Origin of the sequence: Natrinema ejinorense, from assembly GCF_002494345.1 — an archaeon.
GTDB lineage: Archaea > Halobacteriota > Halobacteria > Halobacteriales > Natrialbaceae > Natrinema > Natrinema longum.
In genome coordinates this window covers 1,136,237-1,153,682 of the sequence record NZ_NXNI01000001.1, presented here as the reverse complement: position 1 = coordinate 1,153,682, position 17,446 = coordinate 1,136,237, and the positions used below count along the sequence as shown (strand labels likewise).

The window sequence follows — 17,446 nt, the reverse complement described above, 5'->3', positions numbered from 1 at the left end:
ACCGTGGGCTCGACTGCGATGCCAGTCTCCCTCGAGTGTGATGGCTGTGGGTACGAGCAGACGATTCCGGACCGTCGGGACGACCCGGAAACGGGCGGTACCACCTGTCCTCGCTGCGGCGAGAAACCGTTCACCGTTCGGCGAACCGGACTCGGGTGGCATCCCGACTCGTGAGCCGGATCACAGTCCATGACGTGAATTGCGGAAAACAGGCGGGAATCCGGGCCGCGAGGAACGTCTGGCGAACACCGCGACCGTTCCGAGGCGTCCGACTGGCCGGAGGACAGCGGGCTGGTCAGAACAGGCCCCGGAGCCTCGACCACAGCCGGCCGAGGAACCCCGACGATTCCTCGTCGGCTGTCGTGGAATCGTCCTCGTCGTCCCCATCGTGGAGTTCGCTCTCCGTCTCGTCGTCTCCGGTGTCATCAGGTTCCGTCTCAGCCACGGGCTCGTCCGAATCGACGTCCGGAGCCGAGTCCGTCACGCCCTCCTCGCTCGAAACGGCGGGACTCGAGTTCGGTGCCGTCTCGCCGTCGGCGTCGGGCTCGGTTTCCGGTGTCCGCTCGCTGGCCGTCCCGTGAGGATCGTTCGTTCCAGGACGCTCGTCGATACGTTCGGATTCGGTCGTGTCGTCCGTCCGAGGGTCCGTCTCGATGGCGTCGGACTCGTCCGCCCCAGCGGCCGTGTCGCTTCCTTCGTCCGATCCGTCCGTCTCGACCCAGAGGAACTCCTCGTCTTCCCTGCGGCCGGTGAGCAGGAACTCCGTCAGCTCGTCGTCGTCGGCCAGCAGTTCGTCGTCGACGGGCGTTGCCGGTTCGGGTGCCGGTTCGTCCACACTCGCGATGATGTCGTCCGGAGTCTCGTCCGCGAGAACGTCGTCGGTGTCCCCGTCGGTCCCGTCAGCACGGAGTTGGTCGAAGACGTCGGCTGCCGTCTGGTCCTCGACGCCGTCGACGTCCCCCTCCCCGATCTCGTCGCCGTCCGTCGTTTCGGTCCGGTGGTCACCGCTGGAATCGGTTTCCTCGAGTTCCTCGAACAGGGCGTCGATGCTCGAGTCTACCTCGAGTGGGGCGTCGGCCGGGGGCTCCGTTGTGCTCTCTGTCATAGGCCCGTTTTCTGCAAATGGATTATCACACGACTTTAACTTTTGCAATTTTTCTGGCTATGGTGGATACTAGCGGCACCATATTAGTGTACTGGCCGTCAGCCGGTAATAGCGGTTGCGATGATTGACAAACGTCTAGAATTCATGCTGAACCAGTGGAAGATAGCACAATTTGGGCCCAGAGGAGATTTTCCCCGCTGATCACCCCGTCGTGGGGATCTCTCGGTCCCCGATTCGGAACGAACGTTCCCCACTGGAGCCATCGTGGTCGACCACCACGCCGGCGACGATACTCGAGAGATGGCGTGAAAGCGACCACGGTCTCAGGGGAGAGTGGTGCCGTCGAAAACGGTGGCCGATCGCGCCGAAATGGTCACAGAACCAGACATACGTCTAGAAATAAGATAAATACTTATAAACGTATCTGTGAGATTCTGTCGTGTCTTACAGAAAGTCACGCCGTGGTGATTTCCCGTCACCGGTGACGGTCCTCACCACAGTAGTAACCGCCGTGATCGCTGGGGCGGCGCTCGGTGGCGTGTTACACGCGACCGGTGATTTTGGGTCGGTCGCTGGCGTGTACGGGCTAGACGGCGTCGTCAACGAGTGGACGCTCGTCTTCTGTCACAGCCTCGCCGCCGCTGCTCCGTTCGTCGCACTCGTCTCGTGGTTCTCCGGCGGTCGATACGTCCCGCGACCGCTCGCGGAGAGCGGTCGCAGCCCGTTTCTCTGTACTTGCGTGGGCCTCTCCTATGGCGCGTTGCTCTGGGTCGCCGTCGTCGCCTACGGCGTCCCCCTCCTGCTCGAGGTCGTGACCGGAGCCGAGTATTCGGTTCCCGTTCACCACTGGGGAAGCTTCTACGCCGTGTTGACGTTCGGAGTCGTCTTCGGGGCGTGGTATCCCCTGCTACGAGCGTTCTTCGCTCGGCAGCGATAGCGGTGGGAGCAGTGTGGGCCTCGTTTCAGACGGTTACTGTCCGTCAGTGCCGGTGGGACCGGGACCGCCCTGCGGTCCCACCGGGAAATCGGGACGGCAAACCGTATCAGGGGCTGCTATTGCTGGTCGACGGTGTCCGATCGACGAAGTCGACGATTCGCCTTGCGATTCTCTCGCCGGCGTCTTCCTGCAGGAAGTGCGCGGCCTCGTCGATCCAGACGTCGGGTTGCTCGCTCGCAGTTGGAATGAGTTCGCGCAACGGATCGCGGTTGTCGGCCGTGATCGGATCGTGCTCGGCGAAGAGGACGAACGCCGGCTTCTCCCACTCGGCGAGTCGATCCCGGGCATCCCCGAACAGCTCCGCCCCGGGGTCGTCGGGCGATTGTGGTACCAGCCCCGGAAACGTCCGAGCGCCGGCCATGTATCGTTCGTTCGGGAACGGCGCACGGTAGGCGTCGACCACGTCCGCGGAGAGATCACGGTAACAGCCGTTTTCGACGAGGTCGCCGATATCCAGTTCCTCGGCGGTCGCCACCATCTCGGCGAACGCGTGCCAGGTCTCGGTCATCTCCTGTGTGCCGTCCGGAAGGCCGGTGTTCATCGGGACCAGACGGGCGAACCGTTCTGGCTGATTCGCCGCCAACGAGAGCCCCAACAGCCCACCCCAGTCCTGGCAGACCAGCGTGACGTTCGTCAACTCGAGTTCCTCGACGAACGTCCGGAGCGCGTCGTAATGCATCTCGACGGTGTACTCCTCGCGGTCCTCGTACCTGTCGGAGCGCCCGCAACCGATCAGATCGGGCACGACCACGCGGCCGCGCTCGGCGAGGAGAGGCATCATCTTCCGGTAGAGGAACGACCACGTCGGTTCGCCGTGCAGACAGAGGAACGTTTCGTCGGCCTCATCGACGCTCTCGCCACCGGTTTCGACGTACGCCATGTCCAACTCGCCGACGCTTACGTACTGTGGATCGTAGTCGAAACCCGGTACGTCCTCGAATCGTTCCGCTGGGACACTGACAACCATATGCCACGATACCGTTTACCACTACTCAAACGTTGGGGAATCGAGGTGAACCAGTCGCTGGAATCGGGTGGCCGGCAGGCTCCACGTGGTTCCATCCGACTGTCTCGAGGCCCGGATGTCGACGCCGCGTACCGACCGGTCGACCGAAACGACCATCCAAAAACATTATAGTTCCGTTAACCACATTCAGAGACGTGGTTTACGAGACTGGAAACGAGACGGTCGACGACGCACTCGAGCAGGTCATGGCCGGGCAGCAACTCGATCGGACGGACGGGCTCGCGTTGATGGCCCAGCCGGTCGAGGCGCTCGCGGAGGCCGGCGCGACCGTGCGCGATCACTTCGGTGACGGCACGGTCGACGCCTGTTCGATCGTCAACGCGAAGGCGGGCAACTGCGCGGAGGACTGTGGGTTCTGTGCCCAGTCGGTCCACTTCGACACCGGCATCGACACCTACGGCTTCCTCGGTCCGGAGAAGATCCTCGAGGCCGCCAAGCGCGCGGAGGCCGACGGTGCCCAGCGGTTCGGGATCGTCGTCGCCGAGAAGGGCGTCTCGAAGGAACACCGGCCCGAAGAGTGGGCGGAGGTCCTCGAGTCCATTCGGCTCGTCCGCGACGAGTGCGAACTCGAGGTCGACGCTTCCCTCGGGATTCTCACCGAGGAGGAGGCAGCGATCCTCGCCGAGGAGGGGATCAATCACTACAATCACAACATCGAGACCTCCCCGAATTACTTCCCCGAGATCGTAGACTCCCACAGCTTCGAGGACCGCGTCGAGACCCTCGAGGTCGCCAAGGAGGCAGGGATGGACCTCTGTGCCGGCGTGATCCTCGGCATGGGCGAGACGCCGACAGACCGGGTCGAGGCGGCGATCGCCCTGCAGGACATCGGCATCTCCTCGCTGCCGGTCAACGTCCTCAATCCCGTCGCGGGGACGCCGCTGGCCGAGCAGGGGGTCGACATCAGTACGGAAGAAATCGTCAAGACGGTCGCGGTGTACAAACTGCTCCATCCCGAGTCGCGGGTCCGCCTGACCGGCGGCCGCGAGGTCAACCTCGAGCCCGACGAGCAGCACCTGCCACTCGAGGCCGGCGCGGACGGGCTCCTCACCGGCGACTACCTCACGACCGAGGGCCAGTCGCCCGGCGACGACATCGAAATCATCGAGCGCGCGGGGCTCGAGCCAAACCGGGAGACCAACGATTTCGACCCGGAGGAGGTCAAGGCTCGCCACAGCGGCGCTGCGGAATCGTCGACCGAAACGGCGAGTACGGGCGCGGAACCGAGCGACGACTAGCCACCCGACTTCACCAATACATCGACAACCATGAACGAAATCACGTTTGCGGTACTCGGAACCGGAGGTATCGGCCGACGAGCACTCGAAGTGAGCCAGCACAAGGACGCACTGACACCCGTCGCGGCGTGTGACCGCCACGGCGTCGCCGTCGACTTCGACGGCCTCGACGTCGACGAACTGCTCGCAGCGACGGAAGGGAATATCGACAACGAGGTCGCGACCGATGGAGGAACGGGTGCGACTACGGCCGAAAGCGGCGTCAAACAACACGGTGAACGGAAGGGCGTCGTCGCCTCGAGTCAGGCACGTCCCAGCGAGGATCCCATCCAGGAGGTCATCGACCACGGCGACCGGATCGACGCCGTCTTGCTCGCCCTGCCGAACTACGAACACGACTTCATTCCCCGAACCGCCGACCGCTTCGCCGAGGGGGACTACTCCGGGGTCATGATCGACGTGCTCAAGCGCTCGCGCGTGATCGACATGCTCGACGACCGCAGCGAGGCGTTCGAGGACGCGGGCATCACGTTCATCTGTGGCGCGGGCGCGACGCCCGGACTGCTCACCGGGGCGGCGGCGCTTGCGGCCCAGTCGTTCGTCGAGGTCACGGACATCGACATCTGGTGGGGCGTCGGCCTCAAGTCCGGCTACGAGGACAATCGCGGGACAGTCCGCGAGGACATCGCCCACCTCCCCGAGTACGACATCGAGACCGCGCGCGAACTCTCCGAAGACGAGATCGAAGCGATCATCGACGACCACGACGGCGTCATCGAGTTCGAGGACATGGAACACGCCGACGACGTCCTGCTCGAGCGCGCGGGCATCTGCGACGCCGAGGACGTCGAGGTCGGCGGGATCCTCGACGTGCGCAACGACGAGAAGCCGACCACGACCACGGTTCGCGTGACGGGCCGGACCTTCGACGGCGAGACGGCGACGAACACCTTCCAGCTCGGCGACGAAACGAGTATGGAAGCCAACGTCAACGGCCCCGCATTGGGCTACCTGAAAGCCGGCGTGCGGCGGAATCGAGCCGGCGAATACGGCGTGTTCGGACCGGCCGACCTGATGCCCGGCTTCTGAGCCGCCCGCGCCGATACTGTCCGAGCGATTCTTCTATGAGCGCTTTGCCAGAATACCCGAAACGACCGCGTATCGACCGGCTCGAGCCGAGAGCGAGCCGAACAAGTCCTGCGACCGGAACCGTGAGAGTCAAACCGTGGCACTGAGTCCGTTTAGGCGAATGGCCGACCGCGGGTTCGACCTCGAGGACCGACTCGAAACCCTCGAGGACGACGATTTGAAACGTTCGTTATCGCCCGTCGATCGGGTCGCCGAGCGCGGCTACTTCGCCGACCCCTCTGGCGGCGACCTGCCAGTCCTCGACTCGGCCGAGGCGCTGGTCTTCGCGTCGAACAACTATCTGGGTCTGACCGACGACCAGCGGGTACAGGACGCGGCTCGGGGGGCCGCCGCGACCGTCGGGACGGGTGCCGGCGCGAGTCGACTCGTCACCGGCGATACGCTGGTCCACCGCGACCTCGAGCGGCTACTCACCGAGGTCAAAGGAACCGATCGCGCACTGGCCTTTTCCTCGGGGTACGCCGCGAACCTCGGGACGATTACTGCCCTCGAGCCGGACGTCGTCTTCTCGGATGAGCTCAATCACGCGAGTATCATCGACGGCTGTCGGCTCGCGGACGCCGACACTGTCGTCTACGACCACTGTGACGCCGCGAGCCTGCGATCGAAGCTCGAGGAACGCGCCCGAACGGCTGCCCAGGACGGTCGAGACCCGGACGAGGAATCCTGGCTGATCGTCACCGACTCGGTGTTCAGCATGGACGGGACCGTTGCCCCGCTCGCGGCTATCTGCGACGCTGCCGAGGAGTTCGGCGCGTGGATGATGGTCGACGAGGCCCACGCGACGGGGCTCTACGCCAACGGCGGCGGCGTCGTTCAGGCGGAGGGGCTCGAGGACCGCGTCCAGGTACAGATGGGGACGCTCTCGAAGGCCCTGGCGAGTCAGGGCGGCTACGTCGCCGGCAGCGAAGCGTTGATCGACTGTCTGATCAACGACGCGCGGTCGTTCGTCTTCTCGACCGGCCTCACGCCGCCGGCCGCTGCGGCCGCCAGCGAGGCGCTGCACGTCGCCCGTCACAGCGACGTGCGAGACCGCCTCTGGGAGAACGTCGCCCACCTCCGCGACGGCCTCGAGTCGATGGGATTCGAGGTGCTGGGCGACTCCCAGATCCTCCCCGTTCTCGTGGGCGACCGGACGGACGCGATCGCACTCGCCGATGGGATCCGCGAGCGAGAGGTCGTCGCCCCGGTGATCCGGCCACCAACCGTCCCGGAGGGAACGAGTCGCATTCGCGTCGTGCCGATGGCCACGCACGACCAGGACGACATCATCACCTGTCTCGAGGCCTTTCAGGCGGCGGGCGAGGAGGTCGGGGTACTGTGACCGGGACCCAGCCGATCGCCGTAGTCGGGACCGGGACCGGCGTCGGGAAGACGGTTATTACGGCCGGGCTGACACAGATGCTCCGGGACGCCGGCCACGAGGCGCGAGCGATCAAACCGGCCCAGACCGGCCACCCGCCGGACGACGACGCCGGATTCGTCGCCGCGGCCTGTGACGATCCCGACGCCGCGACCTGTCCGCGCTTCCTCGAGCCGGCGCTGGCTCCCCGCGTCGCAGCCGACGTCGCCGACGAACCGCTCGCGTACGAACGTATCCGCGAGGCCTGCGAACGCGAGATCGAGGCGACGCCGGTCCCGATCGTCGAGGGAATCGGTGGTCTCCGTGTCCCCCTGGCCGGCGACCGTGAAGTGATTGACCTCGTCGCAGACCTCGAGGCCGCGGCGGTCGTCGTCACGCGGTCGGGACTGGGCACCCTCAATCACACCGCGCTCTCGATCGACGCGCTCGAGGCCCGCGGGATCGACATCCGTGGGATCGTCGTCAACGAGTACGCAGGCGAAACGCTCGCCGAACGGACCAACCCCGACGAACTCGAGCGGATGACCGGCTATTCGGTCGAGACGGTGCCGCCGCTGGCGAACGGTGACGACGGCGAGACGACACCACGGGAGTTCGCTGCCGGCGTCAGTGACGCACTCTCGCCGGCGTTGTACGATCGCCTTCCGGTAGAAACGCCTCGGTAACGCTCCGCGCCCACTCAGGCCGACGTCGCCGGCCGCTCTTCGCCGACCGTCGGTCCCTCCCGGTCGATCGGAACCTCGGTATCCTCCGTTTCGAGTTCGATGAGATAGGAGACTACTTCCGATTTCCGGTGTTCCACCTCGAGGTGGACCCGAAGATCGGTACGGTCGTCGTATCGCTCGGTACAGAGCGGGCAGCTGTGTGGGTCTGTCATTCTGCCGATCACCATGCGGTACTCTCATCGATCATCGACGTAATAGTGTCGATCAGTCAATAAATGGACACATTCGTTCGAAACACACCCTGGGATCGACGCCCGACAGGATCTGCTACCCGGATCGTCGGCGGAGCGGGCGGGCCTACATGAAGTCACTCAATCCCGACTGATCGTCGGCCGGTTCGTCGGCCGTCGCCGAATCGTCGGACGCCGATCGGTCACTCGCCGTGGCTGATCGTTCTGAGTCGTCGTCTTCCGGGACCGTAAGCGTTCGTTGCTCGTTCTGGTCGCCGTCTTCGTCGTCGCCGTTTGGCTCCCCGTCGGTCGTCTCGTCGGCGTCCGAACGCGAGTCGTCCGGCGTGAAGAAGGCGTTGCCCGAGTGCTCGACCGCTTCCGTGGTTTTCAGCTCGTCGGCGTCCTCGACGATCGACGCGACCTTGTTGGTGTCTTTCCCGCTTCCGGTGACGAACGAGACATCGGCCTCGTCGAGATCGTAGGCTGCTGCCATGCGGACGGTCAGGTCGCGGTTCTTGCAGTGGTGGGTCATCGCCGAGAGGAACGGGAGAATCTCCCGGCGAGCGGTGGCGACGCTCGCACCCTCCCGTTCCGCGATACGTTCGGCGATCGAATCGCGGGTGTTACGGGTCCCCTTGGTCCGGCCGAGTTTCGACCAGTAGCTCGGCGGGCCATAGCGGGTCCAGCCGCCCTTGTCGCCGCGTCTCGAGGCGGCGACGCCGGCGGTCATGTTGTCGGTCGCGTATCGCCAGTAGGAGTAGTCCTGCGTGGCTCGAACCCGGCCCAGCCACCGGTCGGCGTTCGAGAGGAACCCGTAGGCATCGGCCAGTTCGGCCCCCTCGTAGTCCTTCGGGACGTTGTCCTCGATCCAGTTGAGCAGGTCGTCTGGCGTCTCGTCGACGTCGTAGGAGGCTCGCAGCGCGCCCTCGGCGTCTTTCTCCTTGATGAGTTCGTCGAGGAAGTCGAAGATCCCCTCGGTCGTATCGCGCTCGCTCGTCACCACGTCCTCGACGGTCAACCGCTCGGTCTCCTCGGCGACCGCCTGCAGGTCGTTGACCGCCGACCGAAGGTCGCCGCTCGTCGACTCGGCGATCTTCTCGAGGGCTTCCTCCTCGAAGTCGACACCCTCGCGGCGGCAGATGTCCCGCAACACGGGGACGATCGAGCGCTTCGAAACGTCGCGGAACTCGATCGTCTCACAGGAGTTGCGCAGCGATTGGCTCATGTCGTAGAACTCGTTTGCCACGAGGACGATCGGCTGGTTGGCGTCCTTGACGACGCGGGTAACCTCCCGCGAGCCGCCGTAGTCGGCGTTGCCGTGGAAGTTGTCCGCCTCGTCGAGGATGACCAGCCGCCGACCCGACTCGCCGCCGGTGAGCGTCCCGCTCTTGGCGGCTTCCCCCGCGATCCGCTCGATGACATCGGCCCCTCGGCTGTCGCTGGCATTGAGTTCCATCACCGGCCAGCCCATGTCGTTGGCCAGCGCGTGTGCGGCGGAGGTCTTCCCGACGCCGGGGCTGCCGTGGACGATCACCGACTTCCGGTGGTCGTCCCAGCTCTCGGCCCACTCCTCGAGTTGGTCGCGGGCCTTGTTGTTCCCGCGTACCTCCGACAGGGTCGTCGGGCGGTACGTCTCCGTCCAGTCGGTCATTGGACAGTGGTTGGTGCGAGTCGCGTTTAGTGGTTGCGGAGCGTCACTCCTCAGTTACTGTCGTCAGATCGAGGCGAGGTGTCGTATTCTCGTACGCGTCGTCGCTCGAGACGATGGTATCGCCGTTCGATTCGACGAGGTGGAGCGCGTCAAATGGCGTGAACCCGTGGTCTTCAACGTACGTCGCCGCCGTAACGACTGTCTCCACGTCACCGCGTACCTCGACGAGGGTGGCGGCGTTCGACACGACGCGTTCGGTATCGCGTTCCTCGCGGTAGGCGACCATCAGGAGTTCGATGAGCGTGAACTGCGACGTCCATAACTCATCTCGGTGTTCTCGGTACACCGACTCGGCGGCGTCTCCGAGCCAGTCTTCGTCTTTGATAAGCGCGAGGAGAAAATCGGTTTCTGCATACATCTATCGTCCGGCCTCGTCGAGCGCTGCGTCACGAACTTCTTCACGAAGTTCGTCCGCCGACTTTTCGATGTCCGCGAATTCGTCCCTGAGTGCCTCGAGCGGGTCGTCGGCAACCGGAACCAATTTGACCCCGTCGGGAAGCTGAACGACGTGATATCGGTCTCCATATCGCTCTCGGACCTCCTTTGGGAGCGTGAGACGACCACGGTCGTCCAGCGCTATGTCGGACATGTCTTGGCAGACGGTGGGAGAAAACAAAAGTGTTCCCCGATATAGCGAAATTCCCATTTGTGCCTGCCGGTCGAAATTCGTCTCCGCATCCACGGCCACACAACGATTCGTCTTCGACGATCTCAGCACATCGAATCGATATCATATCTTCCCGACTTGTCGGTCCAGTCGGTCATTGGACAGTGGTTGGTGCGAGCTGCGTTGTGGTTGCGGAGCGTCACTCCGCAGTTCCTGTCGTCAGGTCGAGACGAGGTGTCGTATTCTCGTCCGTGTCGTCGCTCGAGACGATAGCCCCACCGTTCGATTCGACGAGGTAGAGTGCGTCGAACGGGGTGACTCGCGATCCAATTCGGCCCCGAGCGTCACGCTCGGAACCGTAGCTCTAAGCGACTGGAACTGCTTCGTTCGGTAATGGCGGAGTTCATCGACCTCGTTACGCGATCGCTCGAGGACGCCACGCGACGCGAGTTCGATCGGCGCGTCGACGAGCAGGCCGATCGTCTCATCGAGGCCCTTCAGGCGGGGCGACTCGACAGCCCGAGTTTCGGCCTCGGAATCGAACTCGAGGCCTACGCGGTCGATGCGGACGGACGGCTCGCTCGCGTGCCCGAGGACGTCTTCGACGGCCACTGTGACAAGGAACTCGGGGTACACAACGTCGAGTTCAACACCGAGCCGACGCGGTTCGACGGGGACGGTATCGCTGCGGGGGCAGCGGCGCTCCGGCGGGACTACCGGAACGCACAGCAGGCGGCCGACCGGGCGGGGGGAGCGATCGTACTGGATGCGATGTGGACGATTCCGCCGTCGAACGGGAGCCACGCGTATCTGGCGGCCGTCGACGAGAGCGAGGGGATGACGATCGCCGAGAACATGACGCCGTCGCCGCGATACTGTGCGATCGACAACGACGTGCTGGCACGAACCGGGGGATCGGTCACCCTCTCGGTGCCGGGCGTCGAACGGCGGTTCCCGTCGATCCTCTTCGAGTCACTGACGAGCTCGATCCAGCCACACGTCCAGATACCCGACGTCGAGGAGTTCTCGCGGTATCACAACACCGCCGTGGGGACGCTCGGCCCGGTCCTCGCGTTGGCGACGAACTCGCCGCTGTTGCCGCCGGATCTGTACGACATCGACGATCCCGGTCGCTTGCTCGAGGAGACGTATCACGAACTCCGGATTCCGGTGTTCGAGCAGTCGATCAACGGGGCATGGGAGAAGGTCCGCTTTCCCGAGAAAATACGCCGAACGGCAGCGACGATCGACCGACTCCGCGCCGATCCGACGTGTGCCCCCTTCCTCCAGGAGTGGGTCGGCGACGGCGACCGCGAGACGTTTCCGGACCTGTTCTGGGAGCTCAATCACAAGCGAGGAACGTACTGGCGGTGGCTCCGCACCGTTGTCGGGGGGCAGCCGGTCGAGCAGGGCGATCGGTGGTCCATTCGCATCGAATATCGCCCGCTCCCCACCCAGCCCACGATCGTCGAAAACGTCGGCCTCCAGTGTCTGGTCGCCGGACTCGTCCACGGCCTGTGTGCGGTCGGTCATCCGCTCGCGACCCTCGATCGAGATGTCGCCGAACGGAGCTTCTACGACGCCGTCGAAAACGGACTCGACGCCGACCTCGCGTGGGTTACCGTCGACGGCGACCGAACGACTGACTCGGCCGTGATCTACGACGAACTGTTCGGATTCGCTCGGCGCGGCCTCCGCGAGCAGGGCGTTCCCGCGGACACGATCGAGGACTATCTCGCACCGCTCGAGGCACGGTGGACCGATCGGGTGACGCCGAGCCAGTGGAAGCTAGAGCGTGTCCGCGACCGACTCGAGGCAGGGCTGGACTTCGACGAGGCCGTCTTCGAGATGCAAACCGAGTACGTCGACCGGTCGACGAGCGGCGAGCCGGTTGCGCAGTGGTCGTGAGAGGAACGTACCCTGAATCGAACGCTATCGGACGGATCGCCGCGGACGTTCTCAGACGGAACCGCTGTCAGTCACTCGGGACAGGGGACCGTCTCAGTCCGCGCCGTAGACGAGCACGGATCGCTCGGCCGAATCGTCCGCCGATTCGATGCGGACGGGAAACTCCTGATCGCTGTCGACGCGTGGCGTTTCGTACCCCGTCGTGATTACCGTCCGCTCCCCGGCGTCGAGGCTCACCGCGTGCCGGTCGACTCGGGCCGCGCTGTGGCCGACGATCAACTCGAGGTCCTGCCTGCCGGCAGCGTCGCCGGTGTTCTCGACTGTGACGCTCACCTCGAGGAACTCGCCGGAATCGATGGGGGCGTTCGTCTCGAGGCTCACCAGTTCGAACGTCGCGGTCTCGTCGGTCCCGCCGTCGTCAGGCTCGATCTCGCCCAGACACTCACGCGCGTTCGGATTCCCGTGTGTCGTTCCCCCCGCTCGATACGCCATCTCGTCGGTCGTGAGAGACGAAATAACGGTGCCGTCGCTGCCGTACTCCGGGATCTCGACGGTGATTTCGTCGTCGCTCTCGTGGACGGCGGAGTCGTCGCCGATCTCGAACACCACCGTTCCCGAGAACGGTGCGTCGACGTCCTCGCCGAAGACGACCCCGTCCTCGACCACGGTGTTTCCGTACAGCCCATCGTCGTAGAACCCCGTACTCGCGAAGGCGACGTCGCCGGCTTCGAACGATCCCGTGAGCTCTGCCCGGGTACAGGAGGGAAACGAGACCGTTCGCTCCGACCCCTCGCTCTCGGCGTCGCTCCCCACAGCGGAGTCGTCGTCGGTCTCCGTCCCGGTTCCGGTGCCGTCGGACGAATTCGTGTCGCTGAACGAATCGTCGGTGGTCTCGCCCGTTTCGTTTTTGGTCCCGTTCGCGGCGTCCGATCCGTCGAGGCCCGCGTTGAGACAGCCTGCGAGTCCGAGTCCGACTCCCGAGACGCCGATGAAAGTCCGTCGTTCCATAGCCGGAGGAAGCAGATCTCACAGCATAAAGATGTCGCAAATATGGTATATCTGATTACAGTCATGGGTCTGTGAGGGACCGTCCGCAACGGCGGACCATCGGCTCGAGACGGAACGCCACACGATATGACATCCGATGGAGAGCCCGTCGACCGCAGCACGAACCGCGTCGCGTTCCGACGCGGCGTCTCATACGGTTTGCTGTCCCGATTTCTCGGTGGGACCGCAGGGTGGTCCCGGTCCCACCGGCCCTGACGGACAGGAGACCGTCTCAATCGGTCGACTCCTCGGCCTCCGCGATGACCTCGCTCACGATCACGCTCGAGATCCGCGTGCCCTCTACGTCCTCGACGGTCACCTCGTAGCCGTCGGCCTCGATCGCGTCGCCGATTTCCGGTGCGCGGCCGAGGCGACTCAACACGAGGCCGCCGATGGTGTCGAACGCATCGCCTTCGAACGTCGTTCCGAGGAGTTCGTTGACGTCCGCGAGGGAGACGCCGCCGTCCATGGCGTAGCGGCCGTCGGGGAGTTCGTCGACCGAGGGCTCCATTTCGGCGACGTCGAACTCGTCTTGGATCTCTCCGACGACTTCCTCGATGACGTCCTCGATGGTGAGGATGCCCTCGAAGGCACCCCACTCGTCGATGACGACTGCCATCTGGACGTTCTGCCGACGGAATTCCCCGAGAATCTCGTCGATTCGGCGAGTCTCGGGGACGATGATGATGTCTCGAGCGAGATCGTGAGCGGTCGGTTCGTCGCCGCCGTCCGCGGTCTCGATGGCCTGCAGCACGTCTTTCGCGTGAACGAACCCGACGACGGGCTGGTCAGCCTCCTCGTCGACCACGGGGAACCGGGTGTAGGTCCCGCTGGCCGCCACGCCCCGGAGCTCCGAGAGTGGCATCCCGGCGCGAACGGTAACGACGTCAGGGCGGGGGATCATCACCTCTCGAGCGACCGTGTCGCTGAGGTCGAAGATCGATTCGATCATCTCGACTTCCGCCATCTCGACGGCACCCTGGCGGCCCGACTGGGAAACGATCCGCAGGATCTCTTCCTGGCTGTGACTCTCGTCGCGCTCGGAGGCCGGCGCGACGCCGATGAGTCGGGTGAAGAAGTTCGCCGTGCCGTTGAATACGATAATCCCGGGGATGAAGATGTAGTAGAAGAACTTCATCGGCGCGGCGACGAGCAGCGCGATCCGTTCGGCGTCCGCGATGGCGAGGGTCTTGGGCGCGAGCTCCCCGAAAACGACGTGCAGGAAGGTGATGATGCTGAATCCGATCGCGATCGACACGAGATGAAGCGTTCCCGCGGGGAGTATCGGCCCTAACACGGGCTCGAGAAGCGAGGCGATGGCGGGCTCACCGACCCACCCCAGCCCCAGCGAGGCGATCGTGATCCCCAGTTGGGTCGTCGCGAGGTAGTCGTCCAGGTTCTCCTCGGCCTCCTGGACGAGTTTCGCCGACGACCGGCCCTCGTCGACGAGGGTCTGGATCTGCGTCGGCCGGATGCGGACGTATGCGAACTCGGCGGCGACGAAGAAGCCGTTCAGGAAGACCAGGAAGAAGGCAAAGAGGAGTCGCCCGAACGAGAAGGCGAGATCCACTGCTACCATGGATCCACTCCGGATCGCTGTGAGCGGTCCGCTACCGGTAGCGTCCGGTGGGACCGACTCCGTGTTCGACGAGTGATTCGGCCGTCCACCGCGTCCGAACCGGTGGGACGGCATGCATCGCTCGGCGACGGGGGGACAGCAAAGGACCCATCGCCGGTATCCACGCTCATACGACCAGTTGGCACACAGCTTACAAAACCGTGGCGCTGGCGATCGATGCGGGCCGCCGTTCGCCGGTCCGCTGGACCGCCGAGTGCGTTCGGCCGTCTCGGCGGGCGCTCGAGCGCTGTTTTCCCGTATCGACTTCCGATTCGTGTCTCGACTGCCGACCGGATGCCGGAGCGGATAACTGCCCGGAACTCGAATGCCGGCTATGAACGTCGCGATCGTCACCGTCGGCGACGAGATTCTCGCGGGGTCGACGACCAATACCAACGCGTCGTGGCTGGCCGAGCGGATCACCGAGCGGGGCAGCACAGTACAGCGAATCCTGACGATTCCCGACGACCGCGAACTCATCGCCGACTCCGTCGCCCGGTGGAGCGACGAGTTCGACGCCGTGATCGTCACCGGCGGGATCGGCGGGACCCCCGACGACGTGACCGTCGAGGCCGTCGCCGACGGCCTCGAGCGCGAGTTCGTCGTCCACGGCGAGATTCGAGACGGGTTGGTCGAGAAGGCGGCGGCGTTCCGGGAGGAAAACCCGGACCTGGTCGAGGAGTACGATCTGCATCTCGACATCGATGCCGCGGCCTCGATCCCGGAGGGTGCGACGCCCATCGTCGTCGACGAGGGGTGGGCACCCGGCTGCGTCGTCGAGAACGTCTACGTCTTCGCCGGCATCCCCGACGAGATGCGGGCGATGTTCGACGCGGTGGCCGACGAGTTTCAGGGCGATTCGACCGCGGACACGCTGTACACGCCGGCACCCGAGGGATCGCTGCACGACGTGCTCGAGGGCGTCACCGACCGGTTCGACGTCTCGGTCGGGAGTTATCCGCGAAGCGAGAACCGGCCCGGCCGGATCCGCGTCTCGAGTACCGATCCGGAGACGGTCGAGGCGGCGATCGCGTGGCTCCGCGAGCGCGTGGAGACGACCGCGCCACCGTCCGCAAGCGAGTAGCGGCCACGGGTAACGCGATCGGCTCCGTCTCGGCCCGACGTCAGTCACCCCGTCGGTCTTCGACGATCCGTACGAGAACCGTCGCGAAGCCGGCGACGGTGAGGACGAACCGTTCGCCGGTCGCCGCGATGGGGAAGATCCGTTCGACGGCGGTCGCCGGTCCGTCTCGAGTGGGATCGAACCCGGTCCTGTAGTGGGTGTTCTCGGTGGTCCCGCGGGCCGTCGACTCGGCTACGGTTCCGGCGTCGAGTTCGACGAACGTCTGGACGAGTCCGCGCTGGTCGGTCACGAGAAGCGATCCGGACAGGTCGTAAAACCGATCGTGGACCGGCCAGAAGAGGTTGACGCCGTTGAAGAACGCGTCGAACAGCACGTGTGCGAAGAGCAGTCCGGCCAAACTGGCCCACGCGATGCGGTGGCCGTACTCGCCCCACCGGTCCCGGACGATCGATCGATCGCGGATCGCACCGTCCCACAGCAGGACGGCGGCGGGGACGAGGACGATCCAGAGGTTGTGAAAGGCCGCGCGATGGGTGCCCGGCACGACGATGCCGATCAACGTGTCGAGATCCAGCACGGCGCTACACGCCATCACGATCGCGATCGCCCGCGTGTCGAACTCGTCGCCGAGTAAGGCGACCCCGATCAGTCCTGCGAACGCGACGTGGACGACGGTCGATGGCACATCCCACCGACTCGAACCCCGGGGGCTTGACTGTTGGGGCATTCGACACCGCGACGGACGGCCCGGGCAGACGGCGGTTGTCGACGTTCGTTCCGCCTCGAGACGACCACTTCGTCTTCGGTAGCTACTTGGACCGACCGCTCGACCGACGGGTATGGGCGGACGCGGACCGAAACGAGAACTCGCGGAGAAGATCGCCGGTGAGATCACGTTGAGCGACGATCCCGGTGCGACCCTGCGCAAGTGGCGCACCGACTTCAACGTCTCACAGACCGACCTCGCGGCCGAACTCGAGGTCTCGTCGTCGGTCATCTCCGACTACGAGAGCGGACGCCGGGAGAGCCCCGGCATCGGCGTCGTCGGCCGACTCGTCGAGGGCTTGCTCACGATCGACGAACGCCGCGGCGGCGAGCGCATCCGACAGTACGGTCGCGTCCTCTCGGCGGGCTTCGAGAGCGACGTCGTCTACGACCTCCGCGAGTACGCTACGTCCCTTCCCCTCGAGAGGCTGTACGACGACCTCGAGGCGACCGAAATCGCCTCGAGCGGTACCGACAGCGTCAGCGGGCACACCGTTATCGACAGCATCAAAGCGATCACGCGCCTCTCGAGCGAGGAGTTCTTCCGGCTCTACGGGCAGAGCACGAACCGCGTACTCGTGTTTACGGGCGTGACGCGCGGGGAGTCGCCCCTCGTGGCGCTCCGGGTCGTCAACCCGACGCCCAACGCCGTTATCCTCCACGGTATCGACGAGGGCGACCTCTGGGACCACGCTGCCGATCTGGCGCGGATCGACGGCTACTCGCTGGCCGTGACGAACGCACCCCTGGACGAGATGCTCGAATACCTCGTCAGTCTCGAGTAGCGTCTCGTCCGGTGGCCCGACGGGACGGACTCCCACACGGTGTCCCGAGTTGTATACCCGCACTTCCCTCTGCAATCAGTCGCTTTGCCGGCGCACTCGCGAACCGCCCTGCGTTGTGCCGTCACTGACGGACAGGAGTCCGTATGG

Annotated in this window: 17 protein-coding genes; 8 read left to right on the top strand and 9 right to left on the bottom strand. The window is 65.0% G+C overall.

The annotated features are described in order from the left end of the window. Positions 1-295: 295 nt before the first annotated feature. A complete protein-coding gene (locus tag CP557_RS05720; RefSeq protein WP_097379028.1) occupies positions 296-1,105 on the bottom strand; it encodes a prolipoprotein diacylglyceryl transferase in 810 nt (269 codons plus the stop codon). 481 nt (positions 1,106-1,586) lie between these two features. Here CP557_RS05720 and CP557_RS05715 point away from each other — a divergent pair, with 481 nt between their 5' ends. Continuing rightward, on the top strand, positions 1,587-2,042 hold the full coding sequence (locus tag CP557_RS05715) for a hypothetical protein (protein WP_097379027.1): 456 nt from the start codon (positions 1,587-1,589) through the stop codon (positions 2,040-2,042). A 106-nt stretch (positions 2,043-2,148) separates the two neighbouring features. Here the strand turns inward: CP557_RS05715 and CP557_RS05710 are convergent, their stop codons facing one another. Beyond that, positions 2,149-3,069, bottom strand: coding sequence for a haloalkane dehalogenase (locus CP557_RS05710; RefSeq protein ID WP_097379026.1), 921 nt, complete (start codon positions 3,067-3,069; stop codon positions 2,149-2,151). A 194-nt stretch (positions 3,070-3,263) separates the two neighbouring features. Between CP557_RS05710 and bioB the strand changes: the two genes are divergently transcribed. From bioB to bioD, 4 genes are all read left to right on the top strand, one after another. Beyond that, a complete protein-coding gene (gene bioB / locus CP557_RS05705) occupies positions 3,264-4,367 on the top strand; it encodes a biotin synthase BioB (protein ID WP_097379025.1) in 1,104 nt (367 codons plus the stop codon). 30 nt (positions 4,368-4,397) lie between these two features. Beyond that, positions 4,398-5,456 carry a transcriptional regulator gene (locus CP557_RS05700; RefSeq protein ID WP_097379024.1) on the top strand — a complete coding sequence of 353 codons (1,059 nt, stop codon included), beginning with the start codon at positions 4,398-4,400 and terminating at the stop codon, positions 5,454-5,456. Between the two features lie 160 nt (positions 5,457-5,616). Next, on the top strand, positions 5,617-6,840 hold the full coding sequence (locus tag CP557_RS05695) for an aminotransferase class I/II-fold pyridoxal phosphate-dependent enzyme (RefSeq protein ID WP_097379023.1): 1,224 nt from the start codon (positions 5,617-5,619) through the stop codon (positions 6,838-6,840). Then, complete coding sequence (bioD, locus tag CP557_RS05690; RefSeq protein WP_097379022.1) at positions 6,837-7,544, top strand: dethiobiotin synthase; 708 nt, start codon at positions 6,837-6,839, stop codon at positions 7,542-7,544. The genes CP557_RS05695 and bioD overlap by 4 nt, the downstream gene beginning before the upstream one ends. 14 nt (positions 7,545-7,558) lie before the next feature. Here the strand turns inward: bioD and CP557_RS05685 are convergent, their stop codons facing one another. The 4 genes from CP557_RS05685 to CP557_RS05670 form a co-directional block, all read right to left on the bottom strand. Beyond that, a complete protein-coding gene (locus CP557_RS05685; RefSeq protein ID WP_097381541.1) occupies positions 7,559-7,756 on the bottom strand; it encodes a hypothetical protein in 198 nt (65 codons plus the stop codon). Between the two features lie 145 nt (positions 7,757-7,901). Continuing rightward, positions 7,902-9,425 carry a replication factor C large subunit gene (locus CP557_RS05680; protein WP_097379021.1) on the bottom strand — a complete coding sequence of 508 codons (1,524 nt, stop codon included), beginning with the start codon at positions 9,423-9,425 and terminating at the stop codon, positions 7,902-7,904. Between the two features lie 43 nt (positions 9,426-9,468). Beyond that, positions 9,469-9,843 (bottom strand): type II toxin-antitoxin system VapC family toxin, encoded by a 375-nt coding sequence (locus CP557_RS05675; RefSeq protein ID WP_097379020.1) that lies wholly within the window; start codon positions 9,841-9,843, stop codon positions 9,469-9,471. Beyond that, positions 9,844-10,074 carry an AbrB/MazE/SpoVT family DNA-binding domain-containing protein gene (locus CP557_RS05670; protein ID WP_097379019.1) on the bottom strand — a complete coding sequence of 77 codons (231 nt, stop codon included), beginning with the start codon at positions 10,072-10,074 and terminating at the stop codon, positions 9,844-9,846. Positions 10,075-10,485: 411 nt separating this feature from the next. On the opposite strand from CP557_RS05670, the gene CP557_RS05665 reads away from it, so the two are divergent. Next, positions 10,486-12,000: a hypothetical protein gene (locus CP557_RS05665; protein WP_097379018.1), complete on the top strand. Its 1,515-nt coding sequence runs from the start codon at positions 10,486-10,488 to the stop codon at positions 11,998-12,000. Positions 12,001-12,093: 93 nt separating this feature from the next. On the opposite strand, the gene CP557_RS05660 is transcribed toward CP557_RS05665, so the two are convergent. Next, positions 12,094-13,008 carry a hypothetical protein gene (locus CP557_RS05660; RefSeq protein ID WP_097379017.1) on the bottom strand — a complete coding sequence of 305 codons (915 nt, stop codon included), beginning with the start codon at positions 13,006-13,008 and terminating at the stop codon, positions 12,094-12,096. A gap of 271 nt (positions 13,009-13,279) precedes the next feature. After that, positions 13,280-14,626 (bottom strand): hemolysin family protein, encoded by a 1,347-nt coding sequence (locus tag CP557_RS05655; RefSeq protein WP_097379016.1) that lies wholly within the window; start codon positions 14,624-14,626, stop codon positions 13,280-13,282. A 373-nt stretch (positions 14,627-14,999) separates the two neighbouring features. Here CP557_RS05655 and CP557_RS05650 point away from each other — a divergent pair, with 373 nt between their 5' ends. Further along, a complete protein-coding gene (locus CP557_RS05650; RefSeq protein WP_097379015.1) occupies positions 15,000-15,749 on the top strand; it encodes a competence/damage-inducible protein A in 750 nt (249 codons plus the stop codon). 40 nt (positions 15,750-15,789) lie between these two features. Here CP557_RS05650 and CP557_RS05645 read toward each other — a convergent pair whose 3' ends face one another. Beyond that, the gene (locus CP557_RS05645) at positions 15,790-16,434 is read right to left on the bottom strand and encodes a metal-dependent hydrolase (RefSeq protein ID WP_097379014.1); all 645 of its coding nucleotides are present in this window, start codon (positions 16,432-16,434) and stop codon (positions 15,790-15,792) included. Positions 16,435-16,588: 154 nt separating this feature from the next. Here CP557_RS05645 and CP557_RS05640 point away from each other — a divergent pair, with 154 nt between their 5' ends. Next, positions 16,589-17,299 (top strand): helix-turn-helix domain-containing protein, encoded by a 711-nt coding sequence (locus CP557_RS05640; RefSeq protein ID WP_097379013.1) that lies wholly within the window; start codon positions 16,589-16,591, stop codon positions 17,297-17,299. Positions 17,300-17,446: the final 147 nt, after the last annotated feature.

What these genes read in the sequence shown, in the direction of transcription:
- CP557_RS05650 (WP_097379015.1), top strand. Translation starts at nt 15,000, where the DNA reads ATGAACGTCGCGATCGTCACCGTCGGCGACGAGATTCTCGCGGGGTCG.
- CP557_RS05660 (WP_097379017.1), bottom strand. Translation starts at nt 13,008, where the DNA reads ATGGAACGACGGACTTTCATCGGCGTCTCGGGAGTCGGACTCGGACTC.
- CP557_RS05675 (WP_097379020.1), bottom strand. Translation starts at nt 9,843, where the DNA reads ATGTATGCAGAAACCGATTTTCTCCTCGCGCTTATCAAAGACGAAGAC.
- CP557_RS05710 (WP_097379026.1), bottom strand. Translation starts at nt 3,069, where the DNA reads ATGGTTGTCAGTGTCCCAGCGGAACGATTCGAGGACGTACCGGGTTTC.
- CP557_RS05680 (WP_097379021.1), bottom strand. Translation starts at nt 9,425, where the DNA reads ATGACCGACTGGACGGAGACGTACCGCCCGACGACCCTGTCGGAGGTA.
- CP557_RS05720 (WP_097379028.1), bottom strand. Translation starts at nt 1,105, where the DNA reads ATGACAGAGAGCACAACGGAGCCCCCGGCCGACGCCCCACTCGAGGTA.
- CP557_RS05665 (WP_097379018.1), top strand. Translation starts at nt 10,486, where the DNA reads ATGGCGGAGTTCATCGACCTCGTTACGCGATCGCTCGAGGACGCCACG.
- CP557_RS05640 (WP_097379013.1), top strand. Translation starts at nt 16,589, where the DNA reads ATGGGCGGACGCGGACCGAAACGAGAACTCGCGGAGAAGATCGCCGGT.
- CP557_RS05685 (WP_097381541.1), bottom strand. Translation starts at nt 7,756, where the DNA reads ATGACAGACCCACACAGCTGCCCGCTCTGTACCGAGCGATACGACGAC.
- CP557_RS05655 (WP_097379016.1), bottom strand. Translation starts at nt 14,626, where the DNA reads ATGGTAGCAGTGGATCTCGCCTTCTCGTTCGGGCGACTCCTCTTTGCC.
- CP557_RS05695 (WP_097379023.1), top strand. Translation starts at nt 5,617, where the DNA reads ATGGCCGACCGCGGGTTCGACCTCGAGGACCGACTCGAAACCCTCGAG.
- CP557_RS05670 (WP_097379019.1), bottom strand. Translation starts at nt 10,074, where the DNA reads ATGTCCGACATAGCGCTGGACGACCGTGGTCGTCTCACGCTCCCAAAG.
- CP557_RS05700 (WP_097379024.1), top strand. Translation starts at nt 4,398, where the DNA reads ATGAACGAAATCACGTTTGCGGTACTCGGAACCGGAGGTATCGGCCGA.